Consider the following 15,456-nt stretch of genomic DNA (forward strand, 5'->3'; position numbering starts at 1 on the left):
AGGGGCCTCACCCTTGTCGGTCTTCTTCACCGGCGCGGCGGCATTGAGTTGCGTGCGCAGCGAAAGCAGCGCATCGAATTCGCAGTCGAGCGTCAGGTAGAAATGCGGGATGGTGGTTTTGGCTTCGACCAGGCGCCGCGCGATGGTCTTGCGCATGGCGTCATGCGGGACGAGGTCATAAGAGCCCTGCTCGAACAGCTTCAGCACCTGGTCGTCCGACATCGGCTTTACTGCCGGCTCGGATGCGGCAGGGACGGGAGCTTCGGACGCGACCGCTGGAACTTCCCTGGCGCCGCCCTTGGCAATCGCCGCGTCGATGTCCGCCTTGACCACACGGCCATGCGGGCCGGTGCCGGATATGGCTGAAAGGGTGAGGCCCGCCTCGCGCGCCAGACGGCGAGCCAGCGGCGTCGCGCGGCCGCCCGGTGATTGGCCGATCTCCCCCCTCGTGGGGGAGATGGCCGGCAGGCCAGAGGGGGGCGCCTCGCTCCCGGCAGTTGGCGGGACAGCGCCCCCCTCTGTCGGCTTGGCCGACATCTCCCCCACGAGGGGGGAGATTGGCGCCTTATTCCCATAAACCTCACCGTCGGCATAGATCCACGCAACCGGGGCGCCGACCGGAATGTCGACGCCTTCCTTGCCGGTCACGTCGCGAAGCACGCCACTGGCCGGCGCATCGATCTCCATCGCTGCCTTGTCGGTCTCGATCTCGAACAGCACGTCGCCCTTCTTGACGTGCGCGCCTTCCTCGGCGAACCAGCGCGAGATCTGTCCGGTCGCCATGTCCATGTCGACCTTGGGAAGAATGACTTCGGTCGGCATGTCTCAGCGAACCCCTTTGACGAGGTCGCGCGCGGCGGTGATGATGTCGGGAACCTGCGGCACCGTGGCTTTTTCCAGCTCCGGATTGTAGGGGATCGGCGTTTCCGCACCGCCCAGTCGCACGATCGGCGCATCGAGATAATCGAACGCCTCGCTCTCGGCGATCATGGCACTGACCTCGGCGCCGATGCCCAGGGTCTTGACCGCTTCATAGACGCACATCAGCCGCGACGTCTTCTTGACGCTGTCGATGACGGTCTGCCTGTCCATCGGCCGGATGGTCCTGAGGTCGACGACTTCGACGTCGATGCCTTCGGCTTCCAGCGTGGCGGCGGCGTCGAGCGCCTTCCGCACCATGATCGAGGTGGCGACGATGGTGAGGTCGCGGCCCTCGCGGCGGATGTCGGCCTTTCCGATCGGCACGGTGTAATATCCTTCCGGCACCGGCCCCTTCATCTTGTAGAGCAGCTTGTGCTCGAAGATCATCACCGGATCGGGATCGGCGACGGCCGCCAGGAGCATGCCCTTGGCATCGTAGGGCGTCGCCGGCTGGATGACCTTCAGGCCCGGCACATGGCCGAGCCAGGCTTCCAGGCTCTGGCTGTGCTGCGCGGCAGCGCCCGTGCCCGAGCCGGCGGGGAAGCGCATCACGACGGGGACCGAAACCTCGCCGCCCAGCATGAAGCGCATCTTGGCCGCCTGGTTGACGATCTGTTCCATGGCCAACGTGGCGAAATCGGAAAACTGGAATTCGAAGATTGGCCGCATGCCGGTGACGGCCGCCCCGACGGCGACGCCAGCGCCGCCCAGTTCCGAGATCGGCGTGTCCATCACCCGCTCAGTGCCGTAGCGCTCGACCAGGTCGCCCGTCACCTGGAAGGCGCCGCCATAGACGCCGATATCCTCGCCCATCAGGAAGACGCGCTCGTCCATGTCCATGGCGATCGCCATGGCTTCCTGGATCGCCTGGGCGTAGCTCAGTTCACGCACCATCGCGTCCATCACGCCTGCTCCGTATACACGTAATTTCCGGTCTCGCTGACGTCGGGCGAGGGGCTTGCCTTGGCGAATTCGATGCCGTCGGCGATCTCCCGCGCCACCGCCTCGCGGATGGCCTCTATGCCCTTGTCGTCGATGAAACCGAATTCCCGCAGCTCGTTCTCGAACAGCGTGATCGGGTCACGGTTCGACATCCAGTCCTCGATCTCTTCCTTGGTGCGGTAGCGGTTGCGGTCGCTCTTGGAATGGCCGCGATGGCGGTAGGTCTTGGACTCGATCAGCGTCGGCCCCTCGCCCGCACGGGCGCGCTCGACAGCCTTGTGCGAGGCCTCGGCGACTTCGGAGAATATGTTGCCGTTGACGATGACGCCCGGCATCGAATAGGCGGCGGCGCGATCGGCGATGTTCTTGACCGCGGTGGAGCGGGCCGTCGATGTCGACATGCCGTAGCCATTGTTCTCGCACACGAAAATCACCGGCAACTTCCAGACCGCGGCCATGTTGAGCGCCTCGTGGAAGGCCCCTTCATTGTTGGCGCCGTCGCCGAAGAAGGACACCACGACCTTGCCGGTCTTCATCATCTTGGAGGAGAGCGCCGCACCGACCGCGATCGGAATGCCGCCGCCGACAATGCCGTTGGCGCCGAGATTGCCCTTGGCCACATCGGCGATGTGCATCGAGCCGCCGCGGCCCTTGCAGTAGCCGGTGGTCTTGCCGAAGAACTCGGCGAACATGCGCTTGACCTCGGCACCCTTGGCGATGCAATGGCCATGGCCGCGATGGGTCGAGGTGATCTGGTCATCCTCGCCAAGTGGCATGCATATGCCCATGGCGCTGGCCTCCTGGCCGATGGACAGGTGCATGGTGCCGTGAATGAGGCCGCGCGTGTAGCTTTCCTCCGCGCCCTCTTCGAAGCGGCGGATAAGGTACATCTTGTAGAGGACCTGCTTGAGTTGCTCGGCGCTGTACTGGCGATAGACGAAGGGCAGGTTGGCGCGGCTGTCGGCGACGGCTTTGCTGGCTCCGGCCATGATCACGCCTCCACGGTTCCGTAGACGAGCTTGTCCTGGCGGGCGCGCAATTCGGCGATCTTGGAACCCGGCGCCGGGGCGGCATTGGCGTAGGTGATGAGTTCGCCCTTCTTGATCGGCGCCGTCACCGAGCCGCCCTGCAGCAGGCCGCAGGGAATGGCCCTGGCGGCGTGCGCTTCCGGCGCCGTCATGATCCAGGCGCGGTAGCAATATTCGCCGATCGCATCGAGCTTCTCGCCCGGCTGCATGTCCTTCTTGGCCACCGCGCAGACTTCGGCCACCGGCTTGGCCAGCGGCACCATGTCGGCCTTGCCGTAGAGCACGACGCGGGCGCAGGTCAGCGGCACTTCGAGCGAGGTCAGGTGATAGGGGCGATGGAAGGTGAAGTACGGGCCCTTGCCCATCTTCAAATCTTCCATACGCTCCGAGATGCGCGGATGCGACATGTCGGCGACGACGAAGACGCCGGGTGCGACACCCTTGCCGATAGAATAGTCGACGACGCCGACCCTGGACAGCACGCCCCCGTCTTTCTGCGGCACCAGCACCTTGTTCAATTCGCCAAGCGTCGCCGCCGGGCCATGCATGCCGGCCTTGTCGGGCACCAGGCCTGTGGCATTGGCGATCGCCGCCATCTCGACCATGGTTTTCGAACCGTCGACAAATTCGACCAGCATGCGCACATTCATGTGACGGCGCCTGGCCTCATCCTCATAGGCGGGCGGCGTGGCGTCGATGTTGAGCGGGTTGTTCTTGCCCTTGCCGGCGGCGACGATCGGATGGCCCATCGCCGAGACGAACTCGATCAATTCCATGCAGGAGGAGGGCTCGTCGCCCGCGCCCAGCGAATAAGTGACACCGAGCCGGTCGGCCTCGCTCTTGAGATAGGCGCCGATGGTGACGTCGGCCTCGACATTCATCATCACCAGATGCTTGCCATGCTCCATGGCGCGCAAGCCGATCTCGGCGCCGACGGCGGGAACGCCGGTGGCATCGATGACGACATCGATAAGATCATTGTTGATGACCAGGCTGGCGTCGTTGGTGACCGCCACCTTGCCGGCTTCCATGGCGGCCGTCATCGCCGAAGCGTTCGACACTTCGCGCGCATGTCCGGTTTCCTGGAAGGCGATGTCCACCGCCTTGCTGGCGGCGGGCAGGTTCAGCTCGGAGATCGCGCCGATCTCTATGCCCGACATATGGGCGACGCGGGTGACGATGTCGGTTCCCATCTCGCCCGACCCGATCAGCCCGATGCGGATCGGCCTGCCCGATTTGCCACGTTCCTCGAGATCGCGGGCAAGGCCCGTCAACGAAACATTGGAAGCCATACCGCTCAATCCTCCCATAATGCAGGCTTGTTCAATTGCCTGACGGGTATTGAACATATGTATTTCTGTCAAGACTAATGTCCAGATTCAAGAGCTTTTGCAGCACTTTCCCGGCGCGCCTGGCGAGGTGGAAAAGGGGCTGTGGAGGGCCGGCAACCGCGCAATCCGTCGGGCCCGGCATGGTGCGGGCGCCGAACCGGGATCGCCAGGCCGGAACGAATGGCATCGCCTCGCAGGGCGCGACGCAGGGATGAACGGGCGGCGGCGCGGGCTTGCGCTAGGCGCTGCCGCCCAGGAAATCGTGGAAATGCACGACCACCCCGTCGGCATCGATAAAGACAACGGCATAGGCGGGTGGCTCGTGGCCCAGCCGCCAGCTGTCCGAAAAATCGAGTGCGGTCTGATGGTTGGTGCTGCGCAGCGTGCTGACCGGTATGCCGCGCCAGCTGCCGGCGATCAGCCTGTGGACATGGCCGGCGAAGATGTGGCCGACATTGCCGTGACGCCGGAGAATGTCATGGAAGGCATCGGCGTCGGCGAGCTTGACCTCGTCAAGCACCGGCATGTGGATCCGGAACGGCGGATGGTGCATGAAGAGGAAGGCCGGCCGGTCGCGGGCCTCCTGCAACTTCTCGTCCAGCCAGTCGAGACGGGCCTGGCAAAGCCGACCCTCGACCTGTCCGATCTCCGGCGTATCCAGCAGGATCAGCCGGCCCTCGCTGCCATCGAAAACGCTCTGGACGAACCCACGCTCCGCAGGCGCCTGCGGAAACATCTCGAGAAAAAGCGCCCGGTCGTCATGGTTGCCGAGCATCAGTCGGCAAGGCGGCCCGAACCCCGCCAGCGCCTCCCGCAACGCCTCATAGGCGGCGCGCTCGCCGTCATTGGTCAGGTCGCCTGATATCACCACCAGATCGGCATCGGCATGGTTCCTGCCGATATCCGCCAGGCAGGTGTCGAGCCTGGCGAGTGGATCGGAACCGTAGAGAAGGCCACCCGGCGTCATCAGATGCGGATCGGAGAGCTGGATGATTTTCATGGGCCCGCGCGCTGCCTTCCTGCCGGCGCCCCTGGCGTCGGTCTGAAGGCGGTATGTTTCGACCAGCTCTACTGTGCCGTCCAGCCGCCGTCCATCGGCAACGTCGTACCGGTGATCTGCCTGGCCGCATCCGAACACAGGAACAATGCCAGTGCCGCAAGCTCTTCCACTGTGACGAATTCCTTGGTCGGCTGCGCGGCCAAGAGCACGTCGTGCTTGACCTGTTCCTCGGTCATGCCGCGCGCCTTCATCGTGTCGGGGATCTGCTTCTCGACCAGTGGCGTCCAGACATAACCGGGCGCGATCGCGTTCACGGTGATGCCGTTCTGGGCAACTTCCAGCGCCACCGTCTTGGTCAGTCCTGATATGCCATGCTTGGCCGAGACATAGGCCGACTTGAACGGCGAGGCGACCAGCGCATGCGCCGAGGCCGTGTTGATGATGCGGCCCCATTTGCGGCTCTTCATGCCCGGCACCACGGCCTTGATGGCGTAGAAGGCGGCAAGCAGGTTGATGCGGATGATGGCTTCCCACTTGTCGTCGGGAAACTCCTCGATCGGCGCCACATGCTGGATGCCGGCATTGTTGACCAGGATGTCGAGGCTGCCGAACGCTTCTTCAGCGTCATGGATCATGGCGGTGACCGCGGCGCCATCCATCATGTTGGCATCGGAGTAGCGGCACTTGACGCCGAAATCCTTCTCGATGCCGGCGCGCTCCTGCTCGATGGCAGCGGCGTCGCCAAGACCGTTGATGGTGACGTTGGTGCCCTCGGCCGCGAAGGCGCGGGCGATGGCAAGGCCGATACCGCTGGTCGAGCCGGTGACAAGCGCATTCTTCGAAGACAGGGAACCCATGGGAGATCTCGCGCGAGGTGGGAGGGACTGATGAGAATAGTTTGTGCGGCGCAACACGACAATGCCACGGCCATGTGTCGGCTCGATTACAGCCCCACGACGGCCTTGGCCGGCCGCGCGAGAGGGTGACATGGCATTGTCATGCTGCCATGCAACATATTTGCCAACGCATTCGCGTGGGGTCATTTTCGAACCGTTGGGGCACTGGATGGAACTCGCCGATGTCGTGAAGCGCGCCTATGCGATGCCGCTCACCAATCCCTCCTTCCCGCCAGGCCCCTATCGTTTCTTCGACCGCGAATACATCATCATCACCTACCGCACGACACGCGAGGCGCTTGAGGCCGTCGTGCCGGCGCCGCTGGAGATCGATGAGCCGCTGGTCAAGTATGAATTCATCCGCATGCCGGACTCGACCGGCTTCGGCGACTACACCGAGACCGGTCAGGTCATTCCGGTGCGCTACAAGGGCCAGCACGGCGGCTATGTCCATTCCATGTATCTCGACGACGACGCGCCGATCGCCGGCGGCCGTGAACTGTGGGGATTTCCGAAGAAGCTCGCCAATCCCAAGATCGTCCATGAAGGCGAGGTGATCGTCGGCACGCTGCACTATGGCAGCGTGCTCTGCGCCACCGGCACGATGGGCTACAAGCACCGTGAAGCCGACCACGATTCCGTGCTCGCCTCGCTCGCCGCCCCCAATTTCCTGATCAAGATCATCCCGCATGTCGACGGCACGCCCCGTATTTGCGAGCTTGTCCGCTACTACCTCACCGATATCACGCTGAAGGAAGCCTGGACGGCTCCGGCCGCGCTCGATCTGCGGCCCCATGTCATGGCCGACGTGGCGAAGCTGCCCGTGCTCGAAATCGTGTCGGCGGTCCATTTCAAAGCCGATCTGACGCTCGGGCTGGGCGAAGTCGTGCATGATTACCTCGCTGACCACAGCCGATCCGCTGCCAGCGCAACCCAGCTGGAGAAAGTCAGTGCTTGAGCGTAACCGCAACAAGGCAGCCGCTGCCACCATCGAGGAAATCACGGCGGCGTATGACCGCATTGCGCTGGTGTTTCAGGGCGGCGGCGCGCTCGGGGCCTATCAGGCAGGGGTCTATCAGGCGCTGGCCGACGCCGGCTGCGAGCCGGGCTGGCTTTCCGGCGTGTCGATCGGCGCCATCAATGCCGCGATCATCGCCGGCAATGAACCGAGCCGCCGGCTGCAGCGGCTGGAACAGTTCTGGCAGACGGTTTCTGGCCGCAAGATCTGGTCCTACACGCCCGAAGGTGACATCTACCGCGATATCCGCAACCAGACCTCGTCGTTGATGACGATGACGATGGGCCAGCCTGGCTTCTTCAAACCGCGCAATCCCAATCCTTGGTTCCAGCTGTCGGGGGCGGAAGGCGCCACTAGCTTCTACGACACCGCCGAGTTGAAGGACACACTGAAGAGCCTGATCGACTTCGACGTGCTGAACGACGGCAAGAAGCGGCTGAGCGTCGGCGCGGTCAATGTCAGGACCGGTAACTTCGTCTATTTCGACACCGAGAAGGTGCGTATCGAGCCGGAGCACATCATGGCCAGCGGCGCCCTGCCTCCGGCCTTCCCTTCGATCCGCATCGAGGGCGAATATTACTGGGACGGCGGCATCGTCTCCAACACGCCGCTGCAATATCTGCTGGACCAGGAAGAGGACCGTTCCTCGCTGGTCTTCCAGGTCGATCTGTTCAGTGCCCGCGGCGTGCTGCCGCGCGGCATGGCCGACGTGCTGTCGCGCCACAAGGACATCATGTATTCGAGCCGCACGCGGCAGAACACCGACAATTTCGAGCGCATCCATGCGCTGAAGATGAAGCTGCTCGATGCGCTGAAGCGCGTGCCGCCGGAGCAGCTCAAGGACGGCGAGCCAGAGCTGATCGCCGACTATTCCAACGCCGGCGTCGTCAACATCGTCCACCTGATCTACCAGCACAAAGGCTACGAGGGCCACGCCAAGGACTACGAGTTTTCGGGCACCTCGATGCGCGAGCATTGGGAGATGGGCCTTGAGGACACCGAGCGCACGCTGCGTCACAAGAAGTGGCTGATGCTGCCGACCAATGCCGACGGCGTCACCATCCACGACCTGCATCGCGAAGATCCGACCTGAACTTTTCAGGTCGGAAACGGCTGGCTCGGAATACTGAGCCCGGTTCAGAATCTTAGATTGGCGCCGGTCCGCAGCAAGAGCCAGTAGAACGGCCGGTCGCCCCGCGATCAGCAGCGCCAGCTCGAAACAAGATCAGATGCGATGCGTCGTTTATTACTGCCATCCGAATTGCAGCGATCATAGCCCTGGAAAACGAGACGGCGCCAACTTGGCGCCGTCTGTACTGTCGTCGCTTAAGTCGCCCGCTCAGAACACTTGACGCAAGACGATGAACAGCACGAAGGCGAGCGCGATCGAGCAAGGCAGGGTCAGCACCCAGGCGAGCAGCAGATTGCGAACCGTCGACCATTGCAGGCCCGAGCCGTTCGCCGCCATCGTACCGGCGACGCCGGATGACAGCACATGGGTCGTCGACACCGGCAGACCCAGACGGTCGGCCATGCCGATGGTGACCATCGCGACGAGTTCGGCGGCAGCGCCCTGGCCGTAGGTCAGGTGGCTCTTGCCGATCTTCTCGCCGACCGTGACGACGATGCGTTTCCAGCCGACCATGGTGCCCAGGCCAAGCGCCAGTGCCACCGCGACCTTCACCCATATCGGGATGAACTTCGTCGCGTTGTCGACAGCCTTGTGATAATCGGTGACCGCCTTGAGATCGGCGGCCTCCATCGGCAGCAACTGCTTCTTGTCGATCAGTTTCAGCGCCTCGCCGATCAGATAGATGTCGTTGCGGGCGTTGCTCACCAGATCGGTCGGCACGGTGTCGACCGAAGCGTAAGGCTGCAGCTCGGCCGTTGTACTATGGATGTAGCTCTGCAGCGCGACGGTCGTCTTGTCGCTCCAGGTCCGGGTGCGCACGGCATCCTGCACGGCTGCCTTGGCATCCTTCGCGTCGGCGACGGTGGCACCGGGCTTCACATATTTGCCCAGCGCGGTCTCCACGCTGACCGAAGCCGATTTGTAGGCTTCGAGATAGTTGATGTCGGGGGTACGGTTCAGCGCATAGGCGGTCGGCACCACGCCGATCAGGATCAGCATGATCAGGCCCATGCCCTTTTGTCCGTCATTGGAGCCATGCGCGAAGCTGACGCCGGTGCAGGTGAAGATCAGCAGCGCGCGGATCCACCAGGGCGGCGGCGCATTGCCCTTCGGCGCCTCGTAGAGCGCCGGATTGCGGACGAGAAGCTTCATCGCATAGAGCAGGATCGCGGCGGCGAAGAAGCCGATGATCGGCGACACCAGCAAGGTCACGCCAACATTGGTCGCCTGCGACCAGTCGACGCCGCTGGTGGCGCTGCCGGCAGGTGCCATGAACTGGTTGGCAAGGCCGACGCCGATGATCGAGCCGACCATGGTATGCGAGCTCGACGCCGGCAGGCCGAGGAACCAGGTGCCGAGGTTCCACAGGATCGCGGCCACCAGCAGTGCGAACACCATGGCGAAGCCGGAGGAAGAGCCGACCTGCAGGATCAGTTCGACCGGCAGCAGCGACAGGATGCCGAAGGCGACCGCGCCGCTGGAGGTGAGAACGCCGAGAAAATTGAAGGCGCCGGACCACATGACGGCGAATTCGGCCGGCAGGGAGCGCGTGTAGATGACCGTCGCCACCGCATTGGCGGTGTCGTGGAAACCGTTGACGAACTCGAAGCCGAGCGCGATCAGCAAGGCGATGCCGAGCAGGATCCACGGCACGGTCTTGGCCACCGCTAGATCCTGGCTCAGCGCGTAGCCGACATAGACCACGCCGACCAGCACCAGCATACCGAAGGCCGGCAGGAACCACTTCGCGCCGCCCGAACTATCCAGCGGATGAGCCGGCCTCGGAATGCCCGCCTCACTGGAAACTATGTCCACCATGTCCCACTCCTGTTGCATCGCAGCAAAGAACTGGAAAAGACGCTATGTCCGGACGATGAACCCTGTGTGACGCGGGGAGAGCTCTGCCTTGCGCGGGGTCTCCTTCAAGCGGGACCGGAGCGTGTCTTTAGGATCGCCGCGCCAAGCGCGATCGACCAGGGGTCTTCGGACTGGCGCTATTTGGCGATGTCGAGAAGTGACGACACCAAGAGTTCCCGTTCGTCCTTCGACAGCACGTCCGAATCGAACAGGTTCATGCTGCGCAGTCCTTCGATGGCGAGATAGCAGACCAGCAGCGACTTGAGGTCCGGCGCCTCGCCCTTCAGGCGCTCGAAAAGTTGCCGCTTGAATGTCTTTATCGGCGTCATGAAATCGGGATCCTCGGCGATCGCCGAAAAAATCCAGGATGCCGATGGCTGCTTTTCCTCGCAATCCTCTGCCGACAGCCTGATATAGACGGCGAGGGGATTTTTGCCGTTGTCGTTGCTGTTCGCGGTTTCCAGCGCTTGCTCGAAATCGCGCAGATAGTCTTCGACGAGGCCCTGCATCAATTTGGCCTTGGTCGGGAAATTGTAGAGCAGCCCACCCTTCGACACGCCGGCGCGGCTGGCGACGGCATCGAGCGACAGGCTACCGGGCCCGGATTCCCGGGCAACATCGGCCGCCGCGGCGAGAATCTTCTCGCGCGAGTTCGGTCTTTGGGCTTTCATGGCGCCTCCCATCGCAAGCTTAGGCCCAATTGACAAGACCGTCCAGACGGTACAGTAAGACCGCCACCATTTGAAATCGGGACCCGCAGTCGGTATGTGTCCCGATGTCCGTGCTTCGCGCCGGATTTTCGACTGAGGGGACTTCCTTGTTCAAGCGCATACTCCGTATCTTTATCATTATTGTGGTCCTTGCCGTGCTCCTCATTGTGGTCGGCGGCATCGTCGGCTTCAACTTCCTGCGCGACAACGGCATCAAGCAGTATTTCGCCACCATGAAGCCGCCGGCGGCGACCGTCTCGACGACCATCGTCAAGCCGTCGAGCTGGACGCCCGGCGTCGAGGCGATCGGTACGGTGCGGGCCGTGCGCGGTGTCGACCTGACGGTCGAGACCGCCGGCATCGTCAAGGAAATCCCTTTCCATGCCAACCAGAAGGTGACGGCCAATGCGGTGCTGCTGCAACTCGACGACGCCGTCGAGCGCGCCGATCTGGATGCGCAGAAGGCGCAGGCGGCGCTCGATCAGACCACGCTGACCCGCGCCATCGAACTGACAAAGCGTGGTGTCGGCTCCGACTCGACGCTGGACACCGCGCGGGCGGCGGCGTCTGCTTCGGCGTCCCAGGTCACCAGGCTGCAGGCCGTGCTCGACCAGAAGCAGCTTACCGCGCCTTTCACCGGCACGGTCGGCATTCCGAAGATCGACCTCGGCCAGTACCTGTCGCCCGGCACCGCGGTGGTGACGCTGCAGGACCTCGACACGATGCGCGTCGACTTCTCGGTTCCCGAACAGCAGCTGCCGCTGCTCAAGATCGGCCAGACGGTCCGCCTAGGCCTTGGCGGCAGCGACAACATGCCCTTTGCCGGTGCCATTCGCGGCATCGACCCCAAGATCGACCCCTCCAGCCGGCTGGTGAACATCCGGGCGGAAGTCGCCAATCCCGACGGCAAGCTGACCCCCGGCCAGTTCGTACAGGTGCGCGTCGAACTGCCGGAGGAGCAGAACGTGCTGTCCCTGCCGCAGACGGCGCTGACCACCAGTCTCTATGGCGACTACATATTCGTGGTGCAACCGGCGAAACCCGCCGGCGCGGCCCCGACGCAGCCAGCCAAGCCGGAAGAAAAGCCAGCCGCGGCGGCCACCGACAAGCCGGCTGACGCCAAGCCTGCAGACGCCAAGCCTATAGACGCAATGAAGCCGGCCGATACCATGAAGCCGGCGGCTGATGCCACCAAGCCGGCAGACGCAGCCAAGCCAGCAGCGGCCAATCCGACCAAGCCGGCGGCCGAAGGCGACAAGCCCGTGTTGGTGCTGTCGCAGGTCTTCGTCAAGCCCGGCCGCCGCAATCAGGGCATGGTCGAGATCGTCGAAGGGCTCAAGGCCGGAGACGAGGTCGTCACTGCGGGCCAGAACCGCCTCTTCAACGGCATGACCGTCAACGTCGACAACACGATCGACCCGACCAAATCGGCGAACAAGCAGGCCGACCAGCAATGAGCTTTTCCGATCTCTTCATCCGCCGGCCCGTTCTTTCGACAGTCCTTGCCTGCATGATCCTGCTGCTCGGTTTCCAGGGCATCTTCAACCTGTCGATCCGGCAGTATCCGAAGGTCGACGAAACGGCGATCACCATCACGACGGCCTATCCGGGTGCCAGCGCCGACCTGATCCAAGGCTTCATTTCCGCCCCGATCGCGCGCGCCGTCGCCTCGACCGAGAACATCGACTACGTCACCTCGTCCAGCCGTCCGTCCTCCAGCACCGTGACGGTGCAGATGAAGCTCGGCTCCAACCCTGACGTGGCGCTGACCGAAGTGCTGTCCAAGGTCCAGGGGGTGCGCGGCACCTTGCCGGACGCCTCCAAGGACCCGGTCATCGTCAAGGGTACGGGTCAGCAGTTCGCGATGATGTACATCTCGATGCAGAATCCGAACATGACCAAGGAGCAGCTGACCGAATATATCGAGCGCGTCATCAGGCCCCGCATGTCGACCGTCGAAGGCGTCGCCGATGTGCAGATCTTCGGCGCCCAGGAATACTCGATGCGCGTCTGGATCGACCCGGTCAGGCTTGCCGCGCGCGGCGTGACGGCGGCCGAAGTGCTGACGGCGATCAACAATTCCAACTTCCTGTCGGCGCCGGGCAACACCCAGAACGAATATGTCGTTTCGTCGATCACCGTGCGCTCGACGCTGCAGACACCGCAGGCCTTCGCCGAGCTGCCATTGCGCTCGACCGACGGCAATGTCGTGCGCCTGCGCGACGTGGCTCGTGTCGAACTGGCAGCCGCGAACACCGACACCAGGGTCTCCTTCAACGGCAAGCCGGGGACCTTCCTCGCCATCTTCCCGACCCCGGCGGCCAACCCGCTGACCACTGCGGCGGCGCTCACCAAGCTCGTCCCGCAGATCCAGGAAACGCTGCCCAAAGGCATGACGATCGAGGTCGTCTATGACGCGACCGGACAGATCAGCGCCTCGATCGACGAGGTGTTCAAGACCATCGGCGAGGCGGTTGCCATCGTTGTCGTCGTCATCCTGTTGTTCCTCGGTTCGTTCCGCTCGGTGATGATGCCGATCATCACCATCCCGCTGTCGCTGATCGGCGTCTGCTTCCTTCTGTTCGCGGTGGGCTATTCGATCAACCTTCTGTCGCTGCTGGCCATGGTGCTGGCGATCGGTCTTGTCGTCGACGACGCCATCGTGGTGGTGGAAAACATCCATCGCCACATGGAAGAAGACAACATGCCGCCCATGCAGGCGGCCTTCAGCGGCATGCGCGAGATCGCGTCGGCCATCGTCGCCATGACCATGACGCTGGCGGCGGTGTTCGCGCCGCTGGCCTTCACCGGCGGCCTGACCGGCGCCCTGTTCCGCGAATTCGCGGTGACGCTTGCCGGGTCGGTGGTATTGTCGGGCGTCATTGCCATCACCATCACGCCGATGATGTCGGCGCGCCTGCTGAAGCCCGGCAATGCCGGTCGTTTCCAGCGTATCGTCGACGGCACCTTCTCGCGCGTCGAGCACGTCTATGAGCGCGCCGTCACCGGGTCTCTGAACTATCGCCCGCTGACGCTGCTCATCGTGCTGGCGCTTGTCGGCGTGACCGGCTTCATGTTCACCAAGACCTCGACGGAACTGGCGCCGGAAGAGGACCAGGGCTTCCTGCTCTCGCTCGTGACGGCGCCGCGCTATGCGACTTCCGATTACACCGAGACCTATGTCAACCAGATCCTGGGCCTGGTGAAGGATATTCCCGAAACCCGGGCGCAGTTCTCGGCCGTCGCGTTCGGCGGCACGACCAACAGCGCCTTCGTCGGTTTTGCCTTCAAGGATTGGGCGGAGCGGAAGCGCAATTCGAAGCAGCTGCAGGCCGACATCACGGCTCGCATCGCCAAGGTGGCGGGCGTCCAGGCGTTTGTCTTCGCGCCGCCGACGTTGCCGGGCTCCGGCGGTGGCTTGCCCATCTCCATGGTGGTGCGCTCGATCGGCGATTCCGCTCAGGTGTACGAGGAAGCCGAGAAGATCAAGAACAAGGCGCAAGCCTCGGGCCGCTTCATCGTCGTGCAGAATTCGATGGCCTATGACGCACCACAGGTGACGGTGACCATCGACCGCGACCGCGCCGCCGCGCTCAACCTCCCGATCGCCGATATCGGCCGGACGCTGACGCTGCTGGTCGGCGGCGCCGAAGTGGCGCAGTTTGACCGCGACTCCAACAGCTATGACATCATCCCGCAGGTGCCGCAGGAGTTCCGCGACAACCCCGAAAAGCTCGGCGAATACTTCGTGCGCAGCGTGACGGGCGAGATGGTGCCGCTGTCGGCCGTGGTGAAGATTTCGAACAACGCGTCTCCGGCGGCCATCGAGCAGTTCAACCAGTTGAACTCGTCGACGATCTCGGCGCTGCCGCTGCCCGGCGTCACCACGGGCGACGGTCTGAAAGTCCTCGAGGACATCGCCAGGGAAAGCCTGCCCGACACTTTCTTCATCGACTATTCCGGCCAATCCCGGCAGGAGAAGGAACAGGGCAACACGATCCTGATCGCTTTCGGCGCGGCCGTCATCGTCATCTACCTGGTGCTGGCGGCGCAGTTTGAAAGCTTCCGCGATCCGCTGATCATCATGATGGCGGTGCCATTGTCGATCTTCGGCGCGATCGTGCCGCTCAATCTGGGCCTCGGCACGCTCAACATCTATACTCAGGTCGGCCTGATCACGCTGATCGGCCTGATCACCAAGCACGGCATCCTGCTGGTCGAATTCGCCAACCAGCAGCGCGAACTGCATGGCATGCGGCGGCGTGACGCCATCATCGCCTCGGCCAAGGTGCGCCTGCGGCCGATCCTGATGACGACGGCGGCGATGGCGCTGGGCGTGGTGCCGCTGATCGTTTCCAGCGGCGCCGGTGCCGCGGCCCGCTATTCGATGGGCCTGGTCATCTTCACCGGCATCCTGGTCGGCACCATGTTCACGCTCTTCGTCGTGCCCATGTTCTACACCTTCATCGCCAGCAAGGACCTGCCGAATCTGGCGGAAAAGCCGGATCCGAAGCTGATGCCAGCACTGCCGAGCTGAGGCGCAAGGCGCAAGGCGCAAGAAACAAAAAGAGGCCGGGATTTTCCCGGCCTCTTTTTTTGGCGGTCGCTCCAGCAACTCCGG

12 protein-coding genes are annotated in these 15,456 nt (G+C 63.6%); 4 read left to right on the plus strand and 8 right to left on the minus strand.

The features are described 5' to 3' along the window. The 6 genes from LB536_RS09230 to LB536_RS09255 all read right to left on the minus strand — a co-directional run. On the minus strand, positions 1-822 hold an 822-nt coding region (locus LB536_RS09230; RefSeq protein WP_224591284.1), incomplete at its 3' end, for a biotin/lipoyl-containing protein. A 3-nt stretch (positions 823-825) separates the two neighbouring features. Then, positions 826-1,824, minus strand: a complete 999-nt coding sequence (locus LB536_RS09235) for an alpha-ketoacid dehydrogenase subunit beta (protein WP_224591285.1) — start codon at positions 1,822-1,824, stop codon at positions 826-828. Next, the gene (locus tag LB536_RS09240; RefSeq protein ID WP_224591288.1) at positions 1,824-2,852 is read right to left on the minus strand and encodes a thiamine pyrophosphate-dependent dehydrogenase E1 component subunit alpha; all 1,029 of its coding nucleotides are present in this window, start codon (positions 2,850-2,852) and stop codon (positions 1,824-1,826) included. The genes LB536_RS09235 and LB536_RS09240 overlap by 1 nt, the downstream gene beginning before the upstream one ends. Positions 2,853-2,854: 2 nt before the next feature. Beyond that, a complete protein-coding gene (locus LB536_RS09245; RefSeq protein WP_224591290.1) occupies positions 2,855-4,183 on the minus strand; it encodes an NAD(P)H-dependent oxidoreductase in 1,329 nt (442 codons plus the stop codon). A gap of 277 nt (positions 4,184-4,460) precedes the next feature. Further along, the gene (locus LB536_RS09250) at positions 4,461-5,222 is read right to left on the minus strand and encodes a phosphodiesterase (protein ID WP_224591292.1); all 762 of its coding nucleotides are present in this window, start codon (positions 5,220-5,222) and stop codon (positions 4,461-4,463) included. 68 nt (positions 5,223-5,290) lie between these two features. Then, positions 5,291-6,079 (minus strand): 3-hydroxybutyrate dehydrogenase, encoded by a 789-nt coding sequence (locus LB536_RS09255; protein WP_224591294.1) that lies wholly within the window; start codon positions 6,077-6,079, stop codon positions 5,291-5,293. 208 nt (positions 6,080-6,287) lie between these two features. Here LB536_RS09255 and LB536_RS09260 point away from each other — a divergent pair, with 208 nt between their 5' ends. Further along, positions 6,288-7,076: an acetoacetate decarboxylase gene (locus tag LB536_RS09260; protein WP_224591296.1), complete on the plus strand. Its 789-nt coding sequence runs from the start codon at positions 6,288-6,290 to the stop codon at positions 7,074-7,076. Further along, positions 7,069-8,229, plus strand: coding sequence for a patatin-like phospholipase family protein (locus tag LB536_RS09265; RefSeq protein WP_224591298.1), 1,161 nt, complete (start codon positions 7,069-7,071; stop codon positions 8,227-8,229). Before LB536_RS09260 ends, LB536_RS09265 begins: the two co-directional genes overlap by 8 nt. Positions 8,230-8,475: 246 nt before the next feature. On the opposite strand, the gene LB536_RS09270 is transcribed toward LB536_RS09265, so the two are convergent. Both LB536_RS09270 and LB536_RS09275 read right to left on the minus strand, forming a co-directional pair. After that, the gene (locus LB536_RS09270; protein WP_224591300.1) at positions 8,476-10,086 is read right to left on the minus strand and encodes an inorganic phosphate transporter; all 1,611 of its coding nucleotides are present in this window, start codon (positions 10,084-10,086) and stop codon (positions 8,476-8,478) included. 176 nt (positions 10,087-10,262) lie between these two features. Continuing rightward, the gene (locus tag LB536_RS09275) at positions 10,263-10,796 is read right to left on the minus strand and encodes a TetR/AcrR family transcriptional regulator (RefSeq protein ID WP_140809583.1); all 534 of its coding nucleotides are present in this window, start codon (positions 10,794-10,796) and stop codon (positions 10,263-10,265) included. A 146-nt stretch (positions 10,797-10,942) separates the two neighbouring features. Between LB536_RS09275 and LB536_RS09280 the strand changes: the two genes are divergently transcribed. Together LB536_RS09280 and LB536_RS09285 are read left to right on the plus strand one after the other, a co-directional pair. Continuing rightward, entirely contained in the window at positions 10,943-12,292 is a 1,350-nt protein-coding gene (locus LB536_RS09280; RefSeq protein ID WP_224591302.1) for an efflux RND transporter periplasmic adaptor subunit, read from the plus strand. Beyond that, positions 12,289-15,372 carry an efflux RND transporter permease subunit gene (locus tag LB536_RS09285; RefSeq protein ID WP_224591305.1) on the plus strand — a complete coding sequence of 1,028 codons (3,084 nt, stop codon included), beginning with the start codon at positions 12,289-12,291 and terminating at the stop codon, positions 15,370-15,372. Before LB536_RS09280 ends, LB536_RS09285 begins: the two co-directional genes overlap by 4 nt. The last annotated feature ends 84 nt before the right edge of the window (positions 15,373-15,456 follow it).

This window comes from Mesorhizobium sp. ES1-3, from assembly GCF_020164795.1.
Classification (GTDB): Bacteria; Pseudomonadota; Alphaproteobacteria; order Rhizobiales; family Rhizobiaceae; genus Mesorhizobium.